Source organism: bacterium, assembly GCA_037128595.1.
GTDB lineage: Bacteria > Verrucomicrobiota > Kiritimatiellia > CAIKKV01 > CAITUY01 > JAABPW01.
Map to the genome: position 1 here is coordinate 89999 of JBAXWB010000012.1, position 20398 is coordinate 110396.

14 protein-coding genes are annotated in these 20398 nt (G+C 58.5%); 8 read left to right on the forward strand and 6 right to left on the reverse strand.

Annotated elements, in window-relative coordinates; all coding sequences use genetic code 11:
• Positions 1-34: 34 nt before the first annotated feature.
• From WCS52_09315 to WCS52_09325, 3 genes are read right to left on the reverse strand one after another with little or no spacing between them, the layout of a single operon-like run.
• The gene (locus WCS52_09315; protein MEI6167381.1) at positions 35-1234 is read right to left on the reverse strand and encodes a hypothetical protein; all 1200 of its coding nucleotides are present in this window, start codon (positions 1232-1234) and stop codon (positions 35-37) included.
• A 19-nt stretch (positions 1235-1253) separates the two neighbouring features.
• Positions 1254-2102, reverse strand: a complete 849-nt coding sequence (locus tag WCS52_09320; protein MEI6167382.1) for a TonB family protein — start codon at positions 2100-2102, stop codon at positions 1254-1256.
• Between the two features lie 48 nt (positions 2103-2150).
• Positions 2151-4070 (reverse strand): family 10 glycosylhydrolase, encoded by a 1920-nt coding sequence (locus WCS52_09325; protein ID MEI6167383.1) that lies wholly within the window; start codon positions 4068-4070, stop codon positions 2151-2153.
• A 305-nt stretch (positions 4071-4375) separates the two neighbouring features.
• Here WCS52_09325 and WCS52_09330 point away from each other — a divergent pair, with 305 nt between their 5' ends.
• The 4 genes from WCS52_09330 to WCS52_09345 all read left to right on the forward strand — a co-directional run bounded on the left by WCS52_09330 (position 4376) and on the right by WCS52_09345 (position 14207).
• A complete protein-coding gene (locus WCS52_09330) occupies positions 4376-6034 on the forward strand; it encodes a glycosyltransferase (GenBank protein MEI6167384.1) in 1659 nt (552 codons plus the stop codon).
• Positions 6035-6044: 10 nt separating this feature from the next.
• The gene (locus tag WCS52_09335; GenBank protein MEI6167385.1) at positions 6045-7970 is read left to right on the forward strand and encodes a hypothetical protein; all 1926 of its coding nucleotides are present in this window, start codon (positions 6045-6047) and stop codon (positions 7968-7970) included.
• Positions 7967-12952 (forward strand): tetratricopeptide repeat protein, encoded by a 4986-nt coding sequence (locus WCS52_09340; GenBank protein ID MEI6167386.1) that lies wholly within the window; start codon positions 7967-7969, stop codon positions 12950-12952. Before WCS52_09335 ends, WCS52_09340 begins: the two co-directional genes overlap by 4 nt.
• A gap of 121 nt (positions 12953-13073) precedes the next feature.
• The gene (locus WCS52_09345) at positions 13074-14207 is read left to right on the forward strand and encodes a DEAD/DEAH box helicase (GenBank protein ID MEI6167387.1); all 1134 of its coding nucleotides are present in this window, start codon (positions 13074-13076) and stop codon (positions 14205-14207) included.
• A 13-nt stretch (positions 14208-14220) separates the two neighbouring features.
• Here WCS52_09345 and WCS52_09350 read toward each other — a convergent pair whose 3' ends face one another.
• Complete coding sequence (locus tag WCS52_09350) at positions 14221-15576, reverse strand: DUF3999 family protein (GenBank protein ID MEI6167388.1); 1356 nt, start codon at positions 15574-15576, stop codon at positions 14221-14223.
• Positions 15573-17981, reverse strand: a complete 2409-nt coding sequence (locus tag WCS52_09355; GenBank protein ID MEI6167389.1) for a DUF2339 domain-containing protein — start codon at positions 17979-17981, stop codon at positions 15573-15575. Before WCS52_09355 ends, WCS52_09350 begins: the two co-directional genes overlap by 4 nt.
• Positions 17982-18191: 210 nt before the next feature.
• On the opposite strand from WCS52_09355, the gene WCS52_09360 reads away from it, so the two are divergent.
• The gene (locus tag WCS52_09360) at positions 18192-18485 is read left to right on the forward strand and encodes a BrnT family toxin (GenBank protein MEI6167390.1); all 294 of its coding nucleotides are present in this window, start codon (positions 18192-18194) and stop codon (positions 18483-18485) included.
• Positions 18482-18700, forward strand: coding sequence for a CopG family antitoxin (locus WCS52_09365; protein MEI6167391.1), 219 nt, complete (start codon positions 18482-18484; stop codon positions 18698-18700). The genes WCS52_09360 and WCS52_09365 overlap by 4 nt, the downstream gene beginning before the upstream one ends.
• A 91-nt stretch (positions 18701-18791) precedes the next feature.
• Here WCS52_09365 and WCS52_09370 read toward each other — a convergent pair whose 3' ends face one another.
• Positions 18792-19004: a hypothetical protein gene (locus WCS52_09370; protein ID MEI6167392.1), complete on the reverse strand. Its 213-nt coding sequence runs from the start codon at positions 19002-19004 to the stop codon at positions 18792-18794.
• Between the two features lie 254 nt (positions 19005-19258).
• Here WCS52_09370 and WCS52_09375 point away from each other — a divergent pair, with 254 nt between their 5' ends.
• Together WCS52_09375 and WCS52_09380 are read left to right on the forward strand one after the other, a co-directional pair.
• Positions 19259-19819 carry a hypothetical protein gene (locus WCS52_09375; GenBank protein MEI6167393.1) on the forward strand — a complete coding sequence of 187 codons (561 nt, stop codon included), beginning with the start codon at positions 19259-19261 and terminating at the stop codon, positions 19817-19819.
• Positions 19816-20352 (forward strand): hypothetical protein, encoded by a 537-nt coding sequence (locus WCS52_09380; GenBank protein MEI6167394.1) that lies wholly within the window; start codon positions 19816-19818, stop codon positions 20350-20352. Before WCS52_09375 ends, WCS52_09380 begins: the two co-directional genes overlap by 4 nt.
• Positions 20353-20398: the final 46 nt, after the last annotated feature.

Genomic DNA, 20398 nt, shown 5'->3' on the forward strand with positions numbered 1-20398 from the left:
TCCTTTTTTCGTTCAGTTAAATCAGTCAAATGGGTTACTTCGCACACCACGAAGGTGCAGACCAACTTCCACCATATGGCGTCAAACATACGGGGGTATCTCCCATGGTGTCAAGGAGATATATCCGTGTTCCACCGCCTTCCCGCTTGCTGCAGACGAGGTGTCGCCCATCAGAGGCCCACGAGGGATCCTCGTAATTGCCGTCCGAGGGGCTGACTTGCTGCTCCTGCATGGTGGCGGGGTTGATCATGAATATGGAATAGAGCCCGTTGCGCCGGCTGCTGAAGGCGATCTGGTTGTTCGCGCCCCAGTCGGGATCGACATTTTCCTTGCCCCGCGACGTCAGCCGCCGGCTGGTCCCGCTGCGATCCATGACATAGAGCTGGGGGGAGCCCGCTCCGGCCATGTCGGAGACATAGGCGATCTGAGAGCCATCAGGCGACCAGGTGGGGCTGGCTTCGCCCGCCCTGGGGGTACGGGTCAGGCGGAGCAGTTGGCCGCTGCTGAACGACTTCGAGTAGACTTCCGGATTGCCGTCTTTGGATAAGACCATGAGCATTTCACCGCCACCGGGTGAGATCGCCCCGGCCATGTTGATTCCCGGACTGCTGGCAACCACCGAGCGTTTTCCGGAGGGCATCTCAATCATATAGATATCCGCAAACCCTTTCAGGAATGAGGTGTAGACGATTTTAGAGCCGTCAGGTGCCCAGCGCGGGGCCATGCTGATGGATTTGTCATGAGTGAGCTGGCGCAGATTGCCGCCATCCGCATCGCAGAGGTAAAGTTCTTTGTTGCCAGTGGCCGTTCCGATCATCGCGATCCGGCCCGAACAGATGCCGCGAAATCCCTTGATGGCCATGATGATGTCGTCCGCGACCTTATGGGCCAGCTTCCGGGCGTTTGGCGAGGCGTCCGTATAGGTTTTACTCAATACCACGCTGGACTTCAGGGCGTTAAAGACCTGGCAGTCCACGGTGAGGGTGCCGGCATTGTCATGGCACGAGCCCGTGACCGTGAACGAGGCGGGGCGGACCATGGAGAACCAGCCGCAGTGGTCAAGATCCGCCGTTAGGGTCTGCCGGAATACAAACCCATTGGCCCCGGCGGCGCCGAAGGCGGTGACGTCCAGACTGGTTTTGGAACCCGAGGTTTTGACCACCCGGACCTCCTGGGCGGAGACGGCTGAAACCAGGGACAGGGCGAGAAGTGAAACGAATAAACATGTTTTCATAAGCGGCGCATTATCTCCTTCAATTGTTTCCTGTCAATTCAAACGCAACCGGGATACGGCGATGAGAGGAAAGATAACCTGAGGGTAGTCCCGAGACGCGGTGGACGGATTCAACGGCGCGCAGGACGGAGGCATCCATGGTTTTGTTGCCGGAGCTGCTGATGATCCGGCTCCCCACGATGGTGCCATCGGGATTGAAGGTCAGTTCCACGCGGGTGACCAGACCGGCAATCCCAATATCCGTGGGCTGATTCCAGGCGCGATACATGGCCTGGCGGACCATATCCAGGACAATAAATTCCTGCGTCACGGCCGAGCCTTCGCCAAAGCGGCTGTCGCTATTCAGCAGACGCCGCATGTCGGCCTCGGAAAGCGTGGATTTTTTGCCGATTTTTGCCCCGCGATCGAGCAGTTTACGCACCTCTTCGGCGGTGAGCTTGCCCTTGCCGTTGGGGAGTGGCCGTTTCACGACCTTGTCGCTGACTTTGATTTTGGAGGTTTTGCTTTCTGCTTTTTTCGGCTCCACTGGCTTGACGTCCGGTTTCTTTTTTTCCTTATCCTTCGCTTTGGGCTTCAGGATGGCCACTTCATCCGGGTCGGGGGGGGTATCATCCTTTTTTTCTTCGACCTGTTTCTCCGGCACTTTCTCCGGGGTTTTCTGCGGCGGTTGTGGGGCGAGCTCGGTGGGGATGGGGCTTGAGTCACTGGGCGGGGCTTCCACGATCAGTTCCATGGGGGAGCTGATATCCGACACGGGATTGCTGCACCCGTGAATGAAGGAAATGGCCAGCAGGGCCCCGATCAGCAGTCCATGACAGACGGTGACCACAAGCAATTCAGTTGTATAGTTCGAGCCGGATTCGTTCATGCGATCTGAAAAAATAGCGCAGAAGGGCGACGCGGTCAAAGCAATCAGTTACTTGGTCGTTCCCATCTGCAGGTACGGGAGGATATCATTTTTCAGGGTGGGGTTGGCCTCAAAGAGCGTAAACCCTGTGGCCCCCTCCTGGCGCAGCCCGCTGATTTGGCTGATGGTCTCAACCGCCGTGAGCCGACATTCCATGGAGGTGACGCCAATTCCCGGATACACCTTGCCTTTGACTCCCGGAGCGGCGATTTGCTTGCGATACCACTCGATGAAGGTGTGAGGGTTGGAGGTATAGCTCATGGGGCATACGAAATCCAGTAAGCCCAGCTTGAGCCAGGTGCCCCAGTCCTGGGCAATGGATTCGCGTACCCCGGGGTAGATCGGGTAGACGGAGGCGGATAATTTCATTTTCGGATCAAGCCGCCCCAGTTCCTGATGCACGTCCGCTACGAAGCGGGTGAGCAGATCGCGACGCCATTGCCGGTAGGCCGCTTGCTTGCTGCCGCCGCGGACATCGGCAGGCCAACGGCTGATCGGGATGCCTGTCGCCTGGGTGAAACGGCTCCGGCAGCCGCTGCAGTAGCAGTAGTCCTGTGACTTGAAGCGCGCATAGTCGAGGTGGATTCCGTCGAGCTGGGGGTAGCGGGTGGCCAGTTCCTTGATCAATGACAACTCGAAAGCCCGGTTGGCGGGGTGGGAGGGACAGAGCCAGGGAATGGTGGCCCCCGCGGCAGAGACTTGCAAGCGCCCGGCCTTCCGGTAAGGCGCAATGGTTTCATCCGGTGCCCCTTCCAGATTCCAGAGAATCACCCAGGCGTGAACGGCCAGGCCGTGGCGCCGGGCCGCGTCGCAACAGGCGGCCATTTGATCGCCGTAGCGGGTCAGGACATCCGAGGCCGCAGTCAGGCGGCTGGGGTAATGCGCGCACCAGGGGCGCTGAACGTGGGGCAGAACCGCCGTCATGCCGGCGCGGGCGAGTGCCTGGCAGGTCGGTTCCCATGATCCGGGGGCAAAGCCTGTACCCGAGTGATTCCACACCCCCCTGAATTCATTGTTTTGGGAGGACTGGATGGACGCGTAGGCCTCCGTCAGGGTGGTGTCCAGCAGAGAGGAGGACTGGATGGCCTTCGCGTAGTTGCCGGTCTCATAGTCATGCGAAAGCTCGCGCAGGAGTGTTTCGGCGCGGCCGAGCAGCGGTTCAGCCGTCTGGCTTGTTCCGTTGTTCCGGGCAAGCGTCCGGATCGACTCCATGGCAGAGGTGGCGTTCGGGTATTTTCCCAGTTGTCCGGCCTGGTTGACGGCATGGGCGGCGGCGGCTTTCCACAAAGCGGGGTCACAGGCGCCGAGCAGGCTGATGAGAAGCCGTTTCTTTGCCGGGACATCGCCTTCAAGAAGGATATGTGACATCCAGAAACCCCGGCTTGATTGCAGCCAGGCAGGCTCACGAGGGAGGTGTCCGGAAGCGCTTTCCCACCAGGCAATCACCTGTGAGTCGGGTCCGGCGGGGTAGGCGGGATGGAGAGTGAGTGACGTTTGCTCAATCCGGGCGGGCGCGGAGGGGAGGGCGTTATCGATGAAACGGAACGCGCTCCAGGAGTCAGCCCCGGGCGCCCGCATGGAGGGCCCCAGCCGGAATCCCATCAGGGCGGCAAGGCCGGGGTCTGCTGAAAAGAGAACGATCAGTTTTCCCCCGCTCTCAACAAACCGGCGACAGGCCAGAAGCTCCCTGGCGGTGAGGGTGGAATTATAAGGCAGAATGGCCACGCGCGACTCGGGGTGCTTGCCGGCGGCAAACAGGTCGTCGGTTATAAGCGCCACAGGGAGGCCCGTCCCCTCAATCCAGCCCTTCAGACGGTCTGTAACCTTTTCGGCATAACTGCGTTCGGAGGTAATGACTACTGAAGTGGTAGGCTTAATAATCAGTACTGGCTGGACCCTGGGCGCAAGGGCAATTTGGGGTGGTGGCATCCTGATTTTTGGCGCTGTGGTTGGCGCGGAAGGGGTTGGCGCCGTGCACCCTCCCAGATATCCGGTGATGATAGCTGCAGAAACGAGTTGCCAGAGTCGGCTTAGAACGAGGCGTTGTGTCATGAGGAGGATAATTACTTTTCAGAGTGCCAGCGGTGCAAGTTAATTCACGATAAATTTAATAAAAAGGATAAAATTAGTCTTATTTGTTGCAGAAGCATCAAATGGCTGGCAATATATCTGTGTTGGAGATATGTTACCCACTCCTGACGGGGTGGGTAGAGTTTATAGTCTTGGGTGCAACCATGGATGAGATAAAAAAAGGTGATAGTGATGGAAGTGACTATCCCGTTTCGAGATTCGACCGGAGGCGGCGCAATTTATCCCGGAGTAATGCCAGTGACCGGCGTCAATACCGGCGTTATTTGGCCTCTTTTCCAGTGACCGTAAGTTACACGCCCGAAACAGGGGCGCCTCAGGTAATGACCGCCACGGTACTAGACATCTCCGAGGGCGGCGTGATGCTGGAGGGCCTTGAGATTCCCGATAGGGTGTCCGACGTGACAGTTGAATTCCGTGTTCCGCCCGGAGTGATGCCTGAGCAATTTGTGCAAGGCGAATGGAAATGCAACGCCACCGTGAGGTTCCGGCATCCCGCAGGCAACAAATACGGCATTGAGTTTGAAGAGTCATTGGGCGTCCGGTTGGCGCGGACCACCTGGGCCCGGCTGCGCTGGAGCGCGGTGATGGCTTTCATTTTTGTGATCGGTCTGGTGGTGCTCATGAAATATGAGAACCTGTACCTGTTCTGGTTGGATGTGCCGATTTTCCTCTACAGCATTCTGGTGGCAAGTTATCTGGTCACCCGGTTTATATTCGCGGCGTTTTACCGGCGACACAAGCCGTTGAAGGTGTTGCCGAAAATCACCGTGATCGCGCCGGTCTTTAATGAGCGCGAGCATGTGGGGCGCATGATCGCCCAAGTGATGGAGTCGGCCTATCCTGTGGACCTGCTTCAGTTTATCGTGATCAACGATGGCAGCACGGACGGGACGGAGAAGTCCATTGACGAGGCCCGCATCAAATATCCCGAAGTGGAGGTCATTACCCATGCCAAATCGCTCGGGAAGCGGCATGGCATGTCGGCCGGTGCCGAGCGCGCGACCGGTGATTTCCTGGTGTTCATTGATTCCGACAGTTTCCTGGCACCGGACGCCTTGAAGAACCTGATGAAACCGTTTGATGATCCGGAGGTAGCGGCGGTCACCGGGCATTGTGATGTGGAGAATGTCTGGACCAACACCCTCACCCGCATGCAGGCGGTGCGGTATTACGTGGCTTTCAAAGTGATGAAGGCGGCTGAAAGCGTTTTTGATTCAGTGACCTGCCTGTCGGGTCCCCTGGCGGCGTATCGTAAAGACCTGTTTATGGCCGTGCGCGAAGAGTGGCTGAATCAGACCTTTTTCGGGCAGCCCGCCACGTTCGGGGATGACCGCAGCCTGACCAATTCCCTGCTGATGCGGGGACTCAAGGTGGTATATGCGGATGATGCGATCACCACGACGATTGTTCCGGATGATCACAGCACCTTCCTGCGCCAGCAGATGCGCTGGAAGCGCTCCTGGTTCCGTGAGACCCTGCGGGCATGCGGGTTTATGTGGCGTCGGCCGCCCTTGATGTCCATTTCGTTCTACCTCGGTTTCCTGCTGCCGCTGCTGGGGCCCTTCATCGTGCTGCGGTCCCTGGTGTATGTCCCGCTGGTTCAGCATCGCTCGCCCTTCATTTACATCATGGGGGTGTTCCTGATGAGCTGCCTGATGAGTTGTACGTATCTCTTCCTGAAGCGGTCCCGCATCTGGTTCTATGGGATCCTCTTCTGTTTTTACTATATGTTTGTTCTGATCTGGCAGTTGCCCTGGGCGGTGCTGACCTTCTCCCGCACGTTGTGGGGAACGCGAAATTAGGGGATGACGCATGAAGCGAGTGATTAATTTTCTGCAATGGCTGGCATTTGCAGGGCTGGTGGCGGCGATCCTCTGGGTCACGTTCCGTCCTTCGCCGCCGTTGGATTACAAGCATGAGGTCTGGTCCAACTGGGATGGGTTCATGGTGATTTCCTATGCCGGAGTCACCCGTGATGAAAAGACCATCTATCCCTCTTCCGCGACCTTGCTTTCGCACATGGAGGCCTTGCAGATGGCCGGGTATCGCACGATTACCACCGAGGATGCGCTGGCCTTTCTGGAGGGGCGTGCCCCTCTGCCCGAGAAGGCGCTTCTTATTCTTTTCGAGGGAGCCCGGAAAGAAACCTTTATTCGGGCCCACCCCGTGCTGCGGAAGTTCGGGATGCGGGCCACGTTATGTGTGCCAACCGCGTCCATGGAGGGGTGGGATGAGTCATGTCTCAAGCGCGGCGATATCCGCAAAATCATTGCCCTGCCTCAGTGGGAAATTGCCAATATGGGGCATCAGGCGGTTGAACTGCTGGAGACGGCCGACGGGCGCAAGGACCACTTTCTGAGTACCCGCAAATGGATCTCCCGGGAAAAGCGCCTTGAGGCGGATGATGAGTTCCGGGCGAGGCTGGAGCAGGATTACAGTGCCTCGGCGCTGGCCTTGTCGAAACTGAATGGGAGCGCGGTGACGGCCTATGTGTATCCTTACGCGGATAATGGGCGTCGTGCGGGGGGCGATCCGCTGGCGGGTGAGGTTAATTATTCCTGCGTGAACAACCATCACCGGATGGCCTTTGTGTTGGCGTCCGACCCCTTTAATCCGCCCGGCCGGAATCCCTATGCATTGACCCGGCTCCGGGTGAACGGGGACTGGACGGCCGCACAGGTTTTGACGGCGCTCAGGCGTGCCCTGCCGATGACGGATCAGATGGTGGGCGTCGGGTTAAGGGACCGCTGGACCCTGTCCGGGAGCGCCCGGGTTGCGGGTGATGCGTTGAAGTTGAATGATGAGGATACGGCGAAGCTCCGGGGGAGCGACCTCTGGACGGATGCCCGGATTTCCTTTTCCGTGAAACGTGCGCCGCACGCCATTACCGTCTGCTATGCGCGCCTGATGAGTCCCGGAGACTGCCTGCGCCTGTCGATGGATGACAAGGACATCCGGTTGCAGGAACCTCGTAACGGCGTGCCGGTGACCATTAAAACAGCGCCCACTCCGACGGGGGAGGTGGTCCGTTTGGACTGGACGGTAAAAGGCCTTCGGTCCTGGTTGATCGTGAATGATGTGCCTGCCTTTGGTCCGGTTCCGTTGGCCCCCCCCTTCGCCTCCGGCTCGATTGGCTTTGAGGCGCGCGGGGGGGCGGTATCGCTATTCGATCTGAAGGTGAAGCCGTTGCACCGGCAGGGAGTGGTGGTGGACTCCTGGATGAAGCTTCCTCTCGACCAGCGGGCAGTGATTACCGATTATATCTGCCCGTTTCCTGCGCCTGGCGAGGGGGTGCTGGCTCAGCAATGTCTGGACTGCATTCAAGCCGTTTCGGAAGGCGCCGAGGTCTGGCCGATTCTGTCGACGGCCACCAATGGGGCCGCACCTGAAGCCCAGGTGGCCTCCATGGTCGCTCAATTGGGCCGCCAGGATTTGCGCCCGTTTATCAAGGGGTTTGTGGTCGCCAACGCTCAGACCGATTGGATAGAGCCTTTGCGGGCCCAGGGTTTCCGTATTATGCACCGGCTGAAATACGGCGAGCAGATGCCGCTTTCTGTGACGAATCAGACGGATCATGTGTGGCTGGATATGACGGGAACGAATGTCATGCGGGTGGCTGATGAGTTTTTGCGGCGACATCCCCCCTCCCAGTTAGTGGTGCGTGATGAGCGGGTGATTCGCCGCGTTCCGCGGGCGGATCGCATGATGGAGTGGCCAGAAGAAGGAAAGAATCCATGAAAAAGTTGGGATTCACAATAGTTGCGGCAGTGTTCGTCAGTGCTCGCTCCGGGTTGGCCGAAGTGGCCTTTACGCCTGATATGGCCCAATGGTCTGTGGTGAGAATGGTTCAGGTAGGCCGGGATGCCATGGCGGCGGGTGACAAGGCCAAGGCCCGCGCCCTGGCTGAAGCTGCCGTCGCGAGGGACTCCGGTTATGCGGATGGTTGGAAATTGCTGGGGACCCTCCGGTTACAGGGCGGCGAGACCAATGCGGCCGCCCAGGCATTTCGAACGGCGTTGCTGATTGCGCCCCGGGACCCTGTCATCAATCGGGAACTGGCCTGGCTGCTTTGGAATGATGATCGCGAGAAAGCACTGGCCAGTCTGGACCTGCTGGTCCAGGCCAATGTAGGGGATCGGGATGCCCTGATCCGCCGTGTGCTTTGTCAATTGGCCGAGACAGGGGCTGAGGCGAAAGCCCTGGAATTGTTCAAAGCCTGGAAGCCCGGCTATTCCCTGAGCGAATTAGGAATCACGCTGTATAAGAGCGGTCGGCGTTTGGCGGCCGCACCCTTTTTGGAGGCGGCCTGGGAGGCCGGGGACAATCGTGACGGCGTGGCGATTTATCAGGCCTATGTTGACAGCCGGCGAGGGAAGTGGAAGCGTGTCAATGAGTGCCTGAAGCTGGCCCTTGATCAGGCGCCGCCGGTCCTGGCAGATGATCAGGCCGAATTATTATGGGACTGTGTGCTCTCCCTGAAAGTGGATGCCGCGATGACTGACATCTGGAGGCAGCTTGAAACCCGTTATCCGGCGGAATTGGAAAAACGCGTGGCCCTGGCCGATCGTTTTGAAAAAGCGGCCGCGACCGCGCGGCGCCGGAGCGACGGGGTGACGGCGCTGTATTTATACCGGCAGACTTTGAGCCTCGATCCGAACCGGGTCAGTTGGGCGGACTGGTGTCTGTTGGAAGACCGGACCGCCGCCCCCAGCGTGGCGAGCGCCAGTCTCAGCGCCTGGCTTCCCCGTGTGCTGACGCCCGGGGTCAGGGACGGAATGACGGCCCGCATTTCCCATTACCAGGGAGATTTCGAAGCGGCCATCCAGGGCTATCGGAAGAGCTTGTCGGAGTTGCCGGATCAATGGATGGTCAGGTTGTTTCTGGTGCGGGATCTCCTGGCCGCCGGCAAGCTCGACGAGTCACGACGCGAGCTTAAAACGATCGAGAAGATGGGGGATGGAGTGGCGGGGCAGGCCCAGAACGAGTTGGCTGAGTTCTGGTTTGAGGTCGGGGATGTGCCCCGGGCCGTTAAACTCGACCGAACCTTGTTGATCCGGAAGTCGAAGGCGCTGATGGCTGAGAATGAGCTGGAGGCCGCCAGTGCGATGGCGGGTCTGGCGGTGACGAATGATTCGGAAAATGCCGAGGCCTGGCTGCAGTTCGGGATAGTACAAGGGCGCCGTCAGCAGTATGGCGAATCACGAGCGGCGCTGGAGAAAGCCATCAGCCTCAAGGCCGGCAATGTGAACGCCTATCAGGAACTGGGTTGGACTCTGTGGGGCTCCGGGGACCGGACGAATGCCTGTGAAACCTGGGAAAAAGCTCTCGGGATAGGCGTGGCCGATCGCGAACGGTTTGTCCGGCAGGTGGTGGGGAGAATGGCTGAGGAAGGCTACAAGGACCTGGCGCTGGAGAAGCATGAGCAGTGGCTACCGAAGACGACCCCGCTGGCTACCGGGATGGACTTTTTTAAGGGCGGGCGCACCAAGGCGGCGGAGCCATTTCTGGCCCGTGTTTGGGCGACTGGCGGGGATCGGGAATGGACAGGGCTCTATCTGGGATCTGCCCGCGCCCTGAATGGCCTGGTGTCCGGGACGCCCCAGTATTTCACGGCCTTTATTGCGTCCTGTGTGGCCACGGCGGCACCGGCTGATATTGCACTGGTGGTAGATGCCCTGCGCATCTGCTCCGGCATTCCCGGGTCGGTTGAGGCGCTCGATTCGTTGGCGGACGCCTTGGTGAACCGGCCCGATCAAGCGGCACGTGTGACGGATCTGTATTTTTCATTTGGGCGTGATGAGACGGATCGGGCCCATTTGGTGGAAGCGTTGAACTTATACGAAAAAGGAATGAGGCGGGATCCCAACCGGTTGACTTGGACGATCGCGTGGAATTTAACCCAGCGGCTGAATGACGCGAACTGGGGCGGGCGGCTGTTGAGTAACTTGCAGGACCATGCGACGGCGGTGGCCGTCCAGTCTGGTGTGGCGGGAAAACTGGCTGAAATGCGGGGCGATCTCCCGGCGGCCATCACCGCGTATCAGGCCAGTGTGGAGGCCGAACCTGGGCAGGCGGATATCCATAAATACCTGTTTGATTGCAGCGTCAGGCAGGGGGATTTTGAGCGGGCCCGGCGAGAGGCCGAATGGATGGCGCTGCGAGTGGATGAGGGGAATGCGACACTGCGCGATACGTTGGCGATGATGTGGACTGATCTGGGAGAGGATCAAAAGGCGCTCGAGGTATGGGAGTTCCTTCATCTCGCGATGCCAGATGTCCCTTACTACGCTACGGAATTGGCCATGACACAATATCGCACCGGTAAAGGGAGCGAAGCCGTCGAGACATTGGACAAGATTATTGTGCGTAATCCGACGGTGTTGGGCTATGAATCACTCGCCCAGATTCTGGCGGCATTAGGGCGACCCGCAGAGGTTGCCCGGAAGGCTCAGGAAGGCCTGAAGTTTGCCGACTCGGTTCAGTTGCGGCGGGGTCTGGCTGAAAGTCTGGAGGCGATTGAGACGGTTGGCGCGCCCACCGCCACGGTGGCCGCCGCTCAAGCGACTGTCCTGGATGACCCCGGGTCCACGTCACAGGCCTTATTGTTGGGGCGCGCCTTGGCCGCCTGTGGTCGCGAGGAGGAAGCGATGGCCAGACATCAGGAGCTGTTGGGTCGGAATCCCCTGTTGGCGCCCAGCCTGGTGTTCCTTCGTGATCAGGAACTGGTGGCAAGGCGACCCCGGCAGGCCATTCCTTATGCCGAACGGCTGGCCACGGCTCGACCGTGGGATGACATGGCCCTTCGCCGCTATGCGATGACCCTGGCTGAGGCGGACGCCTTTTGGCGTGCGATAAGGATTTTGGAACCCTTGGCGAAACGGGATGAAAATGCGGTGACCGCCTTGTTGCTCTATGGGGATACGACGGTCTATGACTACCCCGGGCGGAATACGGCGGCCCAGATCGATTCACATATTGCCTGCCTGGCCTCCAATGACTACCACTTTGTCACCGAAATGCCGACCGGGTCCCGTCGGGAGAAAACCGTGATGGTCATTCTGGTCCAGCCCGATCATGCCGTTGTGGAGGCGGTGGATGCGTCTCTTAAAAAATATAACGCGTCGGCGGTGATGGTGGTGGATCCGCGTGGACTAAAGACGGCGCTGCCGCGCATGACCTCCCCTCAGCGCCTGGCCGAGTTGCGACAGACCGGACGGTGGCGGATGGGGGTGACCTGTCCGGCTCTGGTCCCGGAGGTGGTTCGGGCGGACGGGGTGAAGGGCAATCCGCTTACGCATCGCATCGTGATCAATGGCGCGCCGGAATCCCTGGAGGCCATGACGGATCGAGTGACCGGGATCCTATCGGGTGCCGCCGCAAGTGCGGGCGTTGGCAAGGCCCCCCTGTTTTATTATCCGGGCGGCGATTACGGCCAGTTGTCACTGGATACCGACCCGGCCTCACTCGCCGTGATTTCGAATGCGGTCGGCCGGTCGTTTGCCACGGCCGTTTGCCGGGATGACAACGGGTTTATCTCAGGCCCCGCGGATCCCCTACGGTTACCTGCCAAGGCGGTGCCGCCTGCTTGGGGAACGGCGGATCTGGAAAGTCACATCCTGCAGGGCAATTCGGTCGTGCGTGCCCGGCTGGAGTTGGCCAAGTTGTATTACTGGCACGGTCAGAGTGAAATAGCCGCCTATTGGTTCCGGAAAGCCGCAGAGGCGGGGGCAAATCCCTTTGAGGTGACCTTCAATCAGGGCGCGAATGCGGCGATTGAAGGGGATCTGGCCCAGGCCCTTGAGAAATCGCGGGAGGCGGTCAAGCTGGCGCCGGCGGGTGATCCGCGGCCTCTGGCCCTTTTAGAAAAAGTGACCAATATGCGGCGCCCGACCGCCCGGCTGGATGCTACCGCCTGGTGGGATAACGAACATCGGAGTTATTGGGAAACCAGCCTCAGCGGCGAAGGCCCGGTTAAAGATTGGCTGCGCTGGGAGGCGGAGATGGGACGTCATAACTGGGAGCAGCAAGGACTGGGTCATGAGCGGGCCACGTCGGCCGATCTGGGATTCCTGGCCTATGTCGCGCCTGAGGTCTGGCTGGAGGCCGGTTTTCAGGAGTGGATGATGGATACCCTTCCGGATGAAACCGGGTGGCGGGCCCGCCTGCGGTTGCCGAATCCCTGGCTCAAGGGGTATGTGAATCTCATCAGCCGGATGGAAATGATGGAGACCGTTGAGGCCTTGCGCGCGGGCATCACCTCGCACCGCGAAGGGGTGGAGACTTATTCCCGCCTGCTGGACTTCTGGGATTGTTTTGCCGATCTCTCCCTGACCGAGCGGAGTGACGGGAATAACACCTGGTGGGGCAATGTGCGCTTGATCCGGCGTCTCAAGGAGACGCCCTATCTGGGCGTGGGGTATGCGGGACGGTTTGCCGACAGCACGACCGACGTGCCGGAGTATTGGTCGCCGACCGAGCTGCAGCAGCACCAGCTCTATGCCGCCCTGCAGGGTACCGGCGTTAAGTGGGGGGCGCAGCTGAGCGGACAGGCGGGGTATGCGATGGAGCGTAACACGGCCTGGCGGTATGTGATTGGCGGGAAAGTGGCAGGCGTCTACTGGCTTACCCCGCGCCTCAATCTCGGTGGGGATGTCCAGTATCAGCAGGGCCCCATCTACGATCGCGCGACCCTTGACGGCTATCTGAACTTCCGCTGGTGAGGCCTGAACATCGGTTTTGACAGAGCAAAACCCTCCATTAAATGAAGTGGAGGGTTTTGCTCTGTCAAAACCACTACGCGGCGCGTACTATGGCTCAACGTAAGTTTCGAAAGGTATGACTATGACATTCACCGAACTGGGATTACAGCCGTCGTTGGTGACGGCATTGACGGCCGAGAAGATCAGCGACCCCATGCCCATCCAGGTGGAAGCCCTGCCGGTGCTGCTGGCGGGAAAAAGCGCCTATCTCAACTCTGAAACCGGAACCGGTAAGACGCTGGCCTACCTGTTGCCGCTGTTCCAGAAGCTCGATCCCCAGCTGGCGGCCACCCAGATGATTGTGGTGGTTCCAACCCATGAATTGGCGATTCAGATTCAGCGGCAGGCCGGTGCCCTGGCCGTCAATTCCGGACTGCCCATCCGGTCGGTGCTCCTGATCGGGGGCACCCAGATGCAGCGGCAGGTTGATAAGCTCAAGAAAAAGCCCCAGGTCGTGATTGGCTCCCCGGGCCGTATCCGGGAAATGATCACGCTGAACAAGGTGAAAACCGGCTTGATCAAGAGTGTGGTGCTGGATGAGGCCGACCGGTTGCTGAGCGCGGAAAGCCTGGCGTCAGTCCGGGCGATTGTGAAATTCACGCCCCCCAACCGGCAGCTGGTCTTTGTATCGGCCACCGAGCAGACGGAAGCCACCCGTGAGGCCACGCTCATGGCTCCCGAGTTGGTGATGGTCCGGGCGGGTTCGGCGCGGGTGAATGCGGATATAGAACACCTGTATCTGGTCTGTGAGGAGCGCGAAAAACCGGACTGGCTGCGCAAGCTGATCCGGGCCATGAATCCGGCGCGCTCACTGGTGTTTGTCCATCGTAATGAAAATGCCGAGGTCATTGCCTCCAAGTTGGCACATCACAAAATCAAGGTGGCCGATTTGCATGGTGCGTTCACCAAGGACGAGCGGAAAAAAGCGATGGATGATTTCCGGGGTGACCGCGTGACCGTGATGATTGCCTCCGACGTGGCCGCCCGGGGCTTGGATATCAAGGGCGTCACGCATATCTTCAACCTGGACATGCCCAGCGACAGCAAGGCCTATGTGCACCGGGTGGGACGTACCGCCCGCGCGGGCGCCAAGGGGTGTGCGATTTCCCTGCTCAGCGACCGGGATCTCCGGCTGGTCCGTCGCTTTGAGACGGAACTGGGCATCGTCATGACACCGATTGTCCTGAGTGAGGGTGACGTGCTGATTGACCGGTAGGGCGCGGGCAGAATTATGGGATTTTGCGGGCGAGGGCAATAATGACGGGCACGAGGATACCAATCATGAGGATGAGGGCGAGGGTCAGCAGGGTTTTGCCGGAGACCCAGGCGGTGCGCTGTTTTTGAAATGATGGATTGGGTTGCGCCGCTCCCATCGTCCACGGTGCGCCTGATCCCGTCGGAATTTGAGCGAGCACCGTGGCGACATCATAACTGGGCGCGGGAATCGTCTCGCCTCCAAAAAAGACCTGATAAGTCGTTCCGGGTTTGGGGAAGAAGAGCCCTTCGTAAGCATGGTGGCGGACGCGCAATCCGGTAAAGCTGAGAGGCGGGTTATCCTGGTTCTGTATGATTAAGCGGAAGTGGCGGCCACGATATTCATGAGGGAGGGTGAGGGTCATGTGGTCCTGCTGGATCAGTCCGGCGCAGATGCGGGTGATCCGGCCGTTCGCCAGCGTTTGCCAGGTTTCCTGTTCCGTGACGCGTCCTTCAAGGGTAACGATCCGAGAGAAGTTGGCTTCGTCGGTTTTCAGGATCAGGGCGGCCAGGGGTTCCCGGGGGGTGGAAAACGTGAGGAGGGTTTGCTGTTTGGGGAGATCCTGACTGGCCGTCCAGGCGATGAGATCGCGCTCCCGGGTCTCCGGCTCGCCTGATACGACGGAGGTGTGGCGCTCGAGGAAGAGGATCCGATCCATCCGGAAAGGTTCCCGGCGGAACGAGGTGGCTTCGGTCTCGTTGGCCACCTGGCTGCCGCGGGTTTGGCGGATGATCTCAACGAGCGGGGAATCCTTGTTCTCGGTGATATTTGAGACTTCAATCCGGAACCAGGATAAATTACCGCTGGTGACTGGAACCTGGTCGCGCCTGACATCCACAAAGCGGGAGTAATCGTAAATCGGTTCGTTCGTCGCGAGGAGCGTCCAGCGCTCGCGATCCATACTGCCGGAGACGGTGACGAGCTTTTCGAAATTCCTGATGCCGGATTCGAATTGGATCGCCGCTACGGGTGGCTGTTTCGGATCCCGCCCTACCACCAGTTCGATCCGGTTGTTCTCAAGCGTCCGGAATGATTCAATTTTTGCGGGGGCGAAGGGGTGAACGCTTTCGACCGTGCGCAGGGGGACCTTGAGTCGTATCAGGAACGGGGTCTCGCGTCCGCTGGTATCGAAGAGGCGAAGATTGGAGAACGGGGCGTCAAGGGCGTCGAACAGTTCATCATCAAGGGTGAATGATCCGATCCCCGTAGAGGGGCCGGTCGGCGGTTGAAGGGGTTTGAATTGCTTAAAGCCATTGGGCGAGGCGCCCATCAGGGGCAGTGTCAGGGTTGTAATGAGCAGCAGAAAACGGATGCTTAACGTGTTAATCATGGTGTCTCCTCATGGGTAAATCCCTTGCTGGCACGAAGATAGGCGAATGATCCAAGTAATAGCAGCACGCCGATAATCATCAGGGCGATGACGCGGTAGAGGGTGGGCATGTGGGCCAGGTCGACCATGAAGACCTTGAGGGCGACGATGGTAAAGAGAACAAGGCCGGTAATCCGGATGGCGCGGATGCGTTTCCAGATGCCGCAGGTGATGAAGCTGAAGGCGAAAAGCGTCCAGAGCACCGAGATGCCGCCCGCCTCAAAGTCACGGAGTTTCCAGTGCAACAGGCTGTAGAGTTCGGTGGTCAGGAAGAGCCAGAGCAGGGCGATCGCGGTGTAGCCGAAGAGGGCCGGTATGACGGTTCGGGTCCCCTGTCGGTAAAGCAGGGCCGCGCCCGCGCCCAGGAGGGCGAGGACGGAGATAAAGTCCAGCCACCGCATCAGGGCCAGGAAGGGCGTGTAGGACATATTGAAATAGCCATGGTCACAAAGTTGCCAACCGGGCATATCCACCAAGAGGGTTTTGGCAATGGCCCCGGCGGCAAAGAAGATCAGGCCCACGAAAAAAGACGTGGTTTGAGCCGACCGGTAAAGCAGCAGGAAGCCCAGCGCCATGGCACACCAGAGGCCAGTCAGCATGGCTGGCCGCCAGGGCGTGAAAAAGCTGAACATCATGTACAGTTCGCTGTGGAGGTACAGGAACACCACGGCCACGGCACCCCAGAAAAAGAGGCGATGGGTGAAGGAGGCGGGCGCAATATCCGGGGTGTCGGGTAGGGGTGTTGCGGCGGCTCCGGTGGAGTTGACGGACTGGCGGAGTTCAAGGAAGAAGGCGGCCCCAATGGAGCCGATGACACCGCCAAAGGTCCAAAGGCGGGTGGTCAGCGCTTTCCAGTAGGCGGTCATATCGGGCGGGGTGGCGCTGGCGAAATCAAAACGGGGGAATTCAAATACGGCCACGCGCATCAGGGTGAGGGCGTACACCAGATAAGCCAGCTGACGCAGAAAGGCGCTATCGAGCCGGCGGCCAAGCCAGAGGAACATAAAGGCCTGCAACGCCCAGGCGAAGGTCAGGGACTCCTGCTCCATGACCAGGGGCATCGTCAGCGTGGTATAGAAGCCGGCCAGGGCGATCAGTGCCACCAGCAGGCGGCGATCGGTGGACTTGAGTTGAATGAAGGCCGCCACATGCAGGACATAGTAGAGGGCGACGGCCAGGGTCATGAGTGCGGGGTAGGGCCGTCCGTAGGCGTTGAGGATGAGGCCATAGGCAAACCAGGAGTAAAGACCGGCGTTGAGAACCAGATGGAGAATTTCGAGGAGGGATGCGGGAATGGAGCGGCGCAGGTTATGGAGAAATACCAGGGTGGAGTGCGCGATAAAAAATAGCGACAGGAATATGATAGCGACAGGGAAGTCGGTGGCTTTGTACTGGCTGAGTGACCCGATATAGATGGCGTAGGTGAATACGAACCCCAGATAATTCAGCAGGCGCCATTGACGGGCCTGGGCGATGCCGAGAATGCCGAGGTTCAGCAGGAGAAGATAGCTGAACAGGGCGGGAAAGTTGGGGACCCCGGTGCTGAGGAGGATGGGGGTGCAAAAGCCGCCGATAATGCCGAAAATGGCAATCAGCAGGGAGTCGGCGTAAAGGGCCAGTATGCCGGCCGCGACCGTGATCAGAATCATCAGGGCGAAGACCAGAACCAAGGAGTCCAGCAGGTGATAGAGCGGGCCAAGCGCGTACATGCTGAAATAGAGGGTGGCCAATCCGCCCCCGACGAAGCCCTGGCCCAGGATGTTCCAGCGGTTTCCCAGCAGGCGGATGCCGCCGCCCAGCATGGCGACGCCAAAGAGAATGCTCATCGCTACACGGGTGGTTGGGCCCATGAGGTTATTGTCCAGCGACCACTTCAGGAAATAGCCGGCACAGGAGACGAGGGCCACAATACCCACCCGCATCAGCCAGGTGGTCGCCACGGCATATTCTATGGTCACGCCTTTGGGCCGGTATTCCTCGCCCACCAGGATCCACTGCCAGATGCGGTTCAGGATGTCTTTGGCTGACTGGACCCAGGCAGGAGAAGGAGCGGGGGGAGGCGTCGCCTGGCCTTGAGACATCTTCTGTATTCCGGTAGGGCGAGGCGTCCCTGCCGAGCCGTCGTTGGGGGATTGTTTGTGGTTCGCCAGGCTCACAGGGAGCGGGGGAGGCGGGGGTGCGTTCACGGGAATGATGGCAGGTTTTTCCAGTGGCGTAACGGGATGTCGCAGTTCCCGCTGGATATCCAGAAGTCGATCTTCCAGGCGATTCAGATCGGCAATGCTATTCTTGATTTTTCGCAGCTGAACGAGGATGTAAATGGCAAGAAGGGTGAGGACGATGAAGAAAAAAGGTTCATCAAACATAAACACCTCCCCGTTGCCGGTTGTTGTGAGCCCACAGTCGCACAGTCATGAAAGGCGATCATGGGTAAAGGCGGTGGGAGTGTCAAGAATCCGTTGGTGAAGGAGTCCGGCTATTCCTATTAACAACTGGTGAGTCGCAACATTGGGCAAAGGAAATAAGGATGTTTGTCTGCGCTTGACGCAAACCCACATTGTAATTACATTGTCGTTATGGATGAGATCACGTTTCAATGGGACGAGCGCAAAAACCGCGAGAACCAGCGCAAGCATGGTGTCTCGTTTGAAGAAGCTCGCTCAGTGTTCTTTGATGATCGTGGTGTTGAATTCTTTGATGATGAGCATTCCGACTGGGAAGATCGTTTTCTTGTTCTTGGCGTGAGCGCCAAACTTCGCCTGATAATGGTCTGCCACTGCCATCGGGAGGAAGGGGGCGTCATCAGGATTATTTCAGCACGTGCCGCAACCAAGAACGAACAAAAACATTATCCATGGGAGAAATTATGAAAGCCGAATATGATCTGTCGAAAATGAAGAGTCGTAAGAATCCCTATGCCTCTCGGCTCAAGAAACAAGTCACAATCCGGATGGGAACTGACATTATTGGGTACTTCAAAGGCATGGCCAAGCGCACCGGCATTCCATACCAGCACCTGATCAACCTGTACCTGCGGGATTGCGTGGATCAAGAGAAGAAGCTCGACCTTCATTGGGCATCATGATTACCAACCCAACCACACCTCGGTGAGTGGTGTCCGATCTGCTTCCGTTGGTTGACTAGGAGTAGTTGAGGCGTGCAATTGATTGCACTTTTCAGGGAGCGGATTGGAGATACCCTTCAACCGTTCGGCAAGCTCGCTGCAGGCCGCCATCGGCCACCATCACGCCGCAAGGGAACTTCGCGCCGCCTTGAGCCAGCAGGATTCCGGCGAGGAAAAGAGACGCCCAAAGACAATCTTCCGCTTCCTGGTCACACCATTTGCGCAAACGAATAATAATACGTTTGCGCAAAATATGTAAACTCATGCGCAAACGATATAAATACGTTTGCGCAAAATATCAATGAAAAAATAAGAAAGACAATCTTCCTGTCGCCAATTCCTGTGACCTTTCCTGTTAGGGCTTCACCGGTTTGATGAAGTCCCTTTACACCTTAATCGGGCGAGAGGAGGAAAGGTTACAAAGAGACGTGATTCACCCTCAACCTGCGAAACGATGAGGCCTAGTGAGTCGGTTTCATGGAGGTTGAGATGGGGGCGGGTCTGTGTTACAAAGTAACTATGGCATCAGTTGTAAAGCAGCATACTTTGGGCGACCGCTTGGGTCTCACCGTGCATGTTTCCGCCTTCCGAATGCGGGTTGAATCCCTGATGAAGAGATATCCGTCATCAACGGCGGTTTTTCTCGATGATTGGTTGCTCGATGTCGCCAATAGCCGTGGGGCTCGAATCATTGTACGAGAGCCGGCGGCTCCGGATGATTTCCTGCCTCCGCCTGCCGAAGTATTCACGCAGGAAGAGCTGGTGGTGGCGATTTGCATGCTTCAGGGGCTGGATCGGCCGCAACTCTTGCGATTGGCGGCTCAGTTAATTTCGCGCAATGAATTAAACCTGAAGTTTTTCACGCGGTTAGCGGTCCGAGAGCGGGTTGGGCCGGTACTCAATGCCCTGGCCAAGGAAGCTTTGAAGGTAGTGCCAGATCATCCAGCGTGGTCGCTTCTAGCCAATATCTTTGCAGGTGCAGCGCACCCCCATGATGTCGTCATGCATTGGACCCGGCTGGCTCAACCCGTGATGGCTAACGGGCGAGTTAATGCCGCCGCCTGGAGGTTGGTGGCATGACCAATGCCGAACGATTGCTTGCCGCAGTGGATGAGCGGCTTACTGGCAGGGTGGAGCTGACGTTGTATGGCCGGGCTGCCTTGCATCTGGGTTTCCCGAATCCCCCGAAAGATTATGCCCTGAGCCGTGATGTGGATGCCGTATTGTGGATTGGGCAGGCGGAGGAGTTAGTTGAACACAGCAACTTCTGGGAAGTGATCGAAGAAGTGAATGTGATGTTTGCCGATCAGGAGCTGTATATCAGTCATTTCTTTGAGGAATCTCAAGTGATCTTAACGCAGGAGTGGCGGTCGAAACGGGTTCCTGTAAAAGGGCCGTGGAAAAATCTGGACCTGTTTCGCCTGGGGGATGAAGATCTCTTTTTAAGCAAACTCATGCGTGATGATCCAATCGATCGGATGGATGCCCGGTTCATTATCCAGGCCGGTCAACTGACGTTGGAGCAAATCCGCAACGCCATCCAATCTGCCCGCATTCCGCCAGTTCCTGAAATTGCAGAACAATTCGAACGGTGTTCTCGACGGTTTCTGTAATGAGCTATTGTTGCGGAATGGCCCTGATTTAGTTTTCAGGCGCGGG

Coding starts and splice junctions, on each gene's coding strand:
- WCS52_09315 (MEI6167381.1), bottom strand. CDS start 1,234: ATGAAAACATGTTTATTCGTTTCACTTCTCGCCCTGTCCCTGGTTTCA.
- WCS52_09380 (MEI6167394.1), top strand. CDS start 19,816: ATGACCAATGCCGAACGATTGCTTGCCGCAGTGGATGAGCGGCTTACT.
- WCS52_09370 (MEI6167392.1), bottom strand. CDS start 19,004: ATGAGTTTACATATTTTGCGCAAACGTATTATTATTCGTTTGCGCAAA.
- WCS52_09320 (MEI6167382.1), bottom strand. CDS start 2,102: ATGAACGAATCCGGCTCGAACTATACAACTGAATTGCTTGTGGTCACC.
- WCS52_09375 (MEI6167393.1), top strand. CDS start 19,259: ATGGCATCAGTTGTAAAGCAGCATACTTTGGGCGACCGCTTGGGTCTC.
- WCS52_09365 (MEI6167391.1), top strand. CDS start 18,482: ATGAAAGCCGAATATGATCTGTCGAAAATGAAGAGTCGTAAGAATCCC.
- WCS52_09345 (MEI6167387.1), top strand. CDS start 13,074: ATGACATTCACCGAACTGGGATTACAGCCGTCGTTGGTGACGGCATTG.
- WCS52_09330 (MEI6167384.1), top strand. CDS start 4,376: ATGGATGAGATAAAAAAAGGTGATAGTGATGGAAGTGACTATCCCGTT.
- WCS52_09360 (MEI6167390.1), top strand. CDS start 18,192: ATGGATGAGATCACGTTTCAATGGGACGAGCGCAAAAACCGCGAGAAC.
- WCS52_09325 (MEI6167383.1), bottom strand. CDS start 4,070: ATGCCACCACCCCAAATTGCCCTTGCGCCCAGGGTCCAGCCAGTACTG.
- WCS52_09340 (MEI6167386.1), top strand. CDS start 7,967: ATGAAAAAGTTGGGATTCACAATAGTTGCGGCAGTGTTCGTCAGTGCT.
- WCS52_09355 (MEI6167389.1), bottom strand. CDS start 17,981: ATGTTTGATGAACCTTTTTTCTTCATCGTCCTCACCCTTCTTGCCATT.
- WCS52_09335 (MEI6167385.1), top strand. CDS start 6,045: ATGAAGCGAGTGATTAATTTTCTGCAATGGCTGGCATTTGCAGGGCTG.
- WCS52_09350 (MEI6167388.1), bottom strand. CDS start 15,576: ATGATTAACACGTTAAGCATCCGTTTTCTGCTGCTCATTACAACCCTG.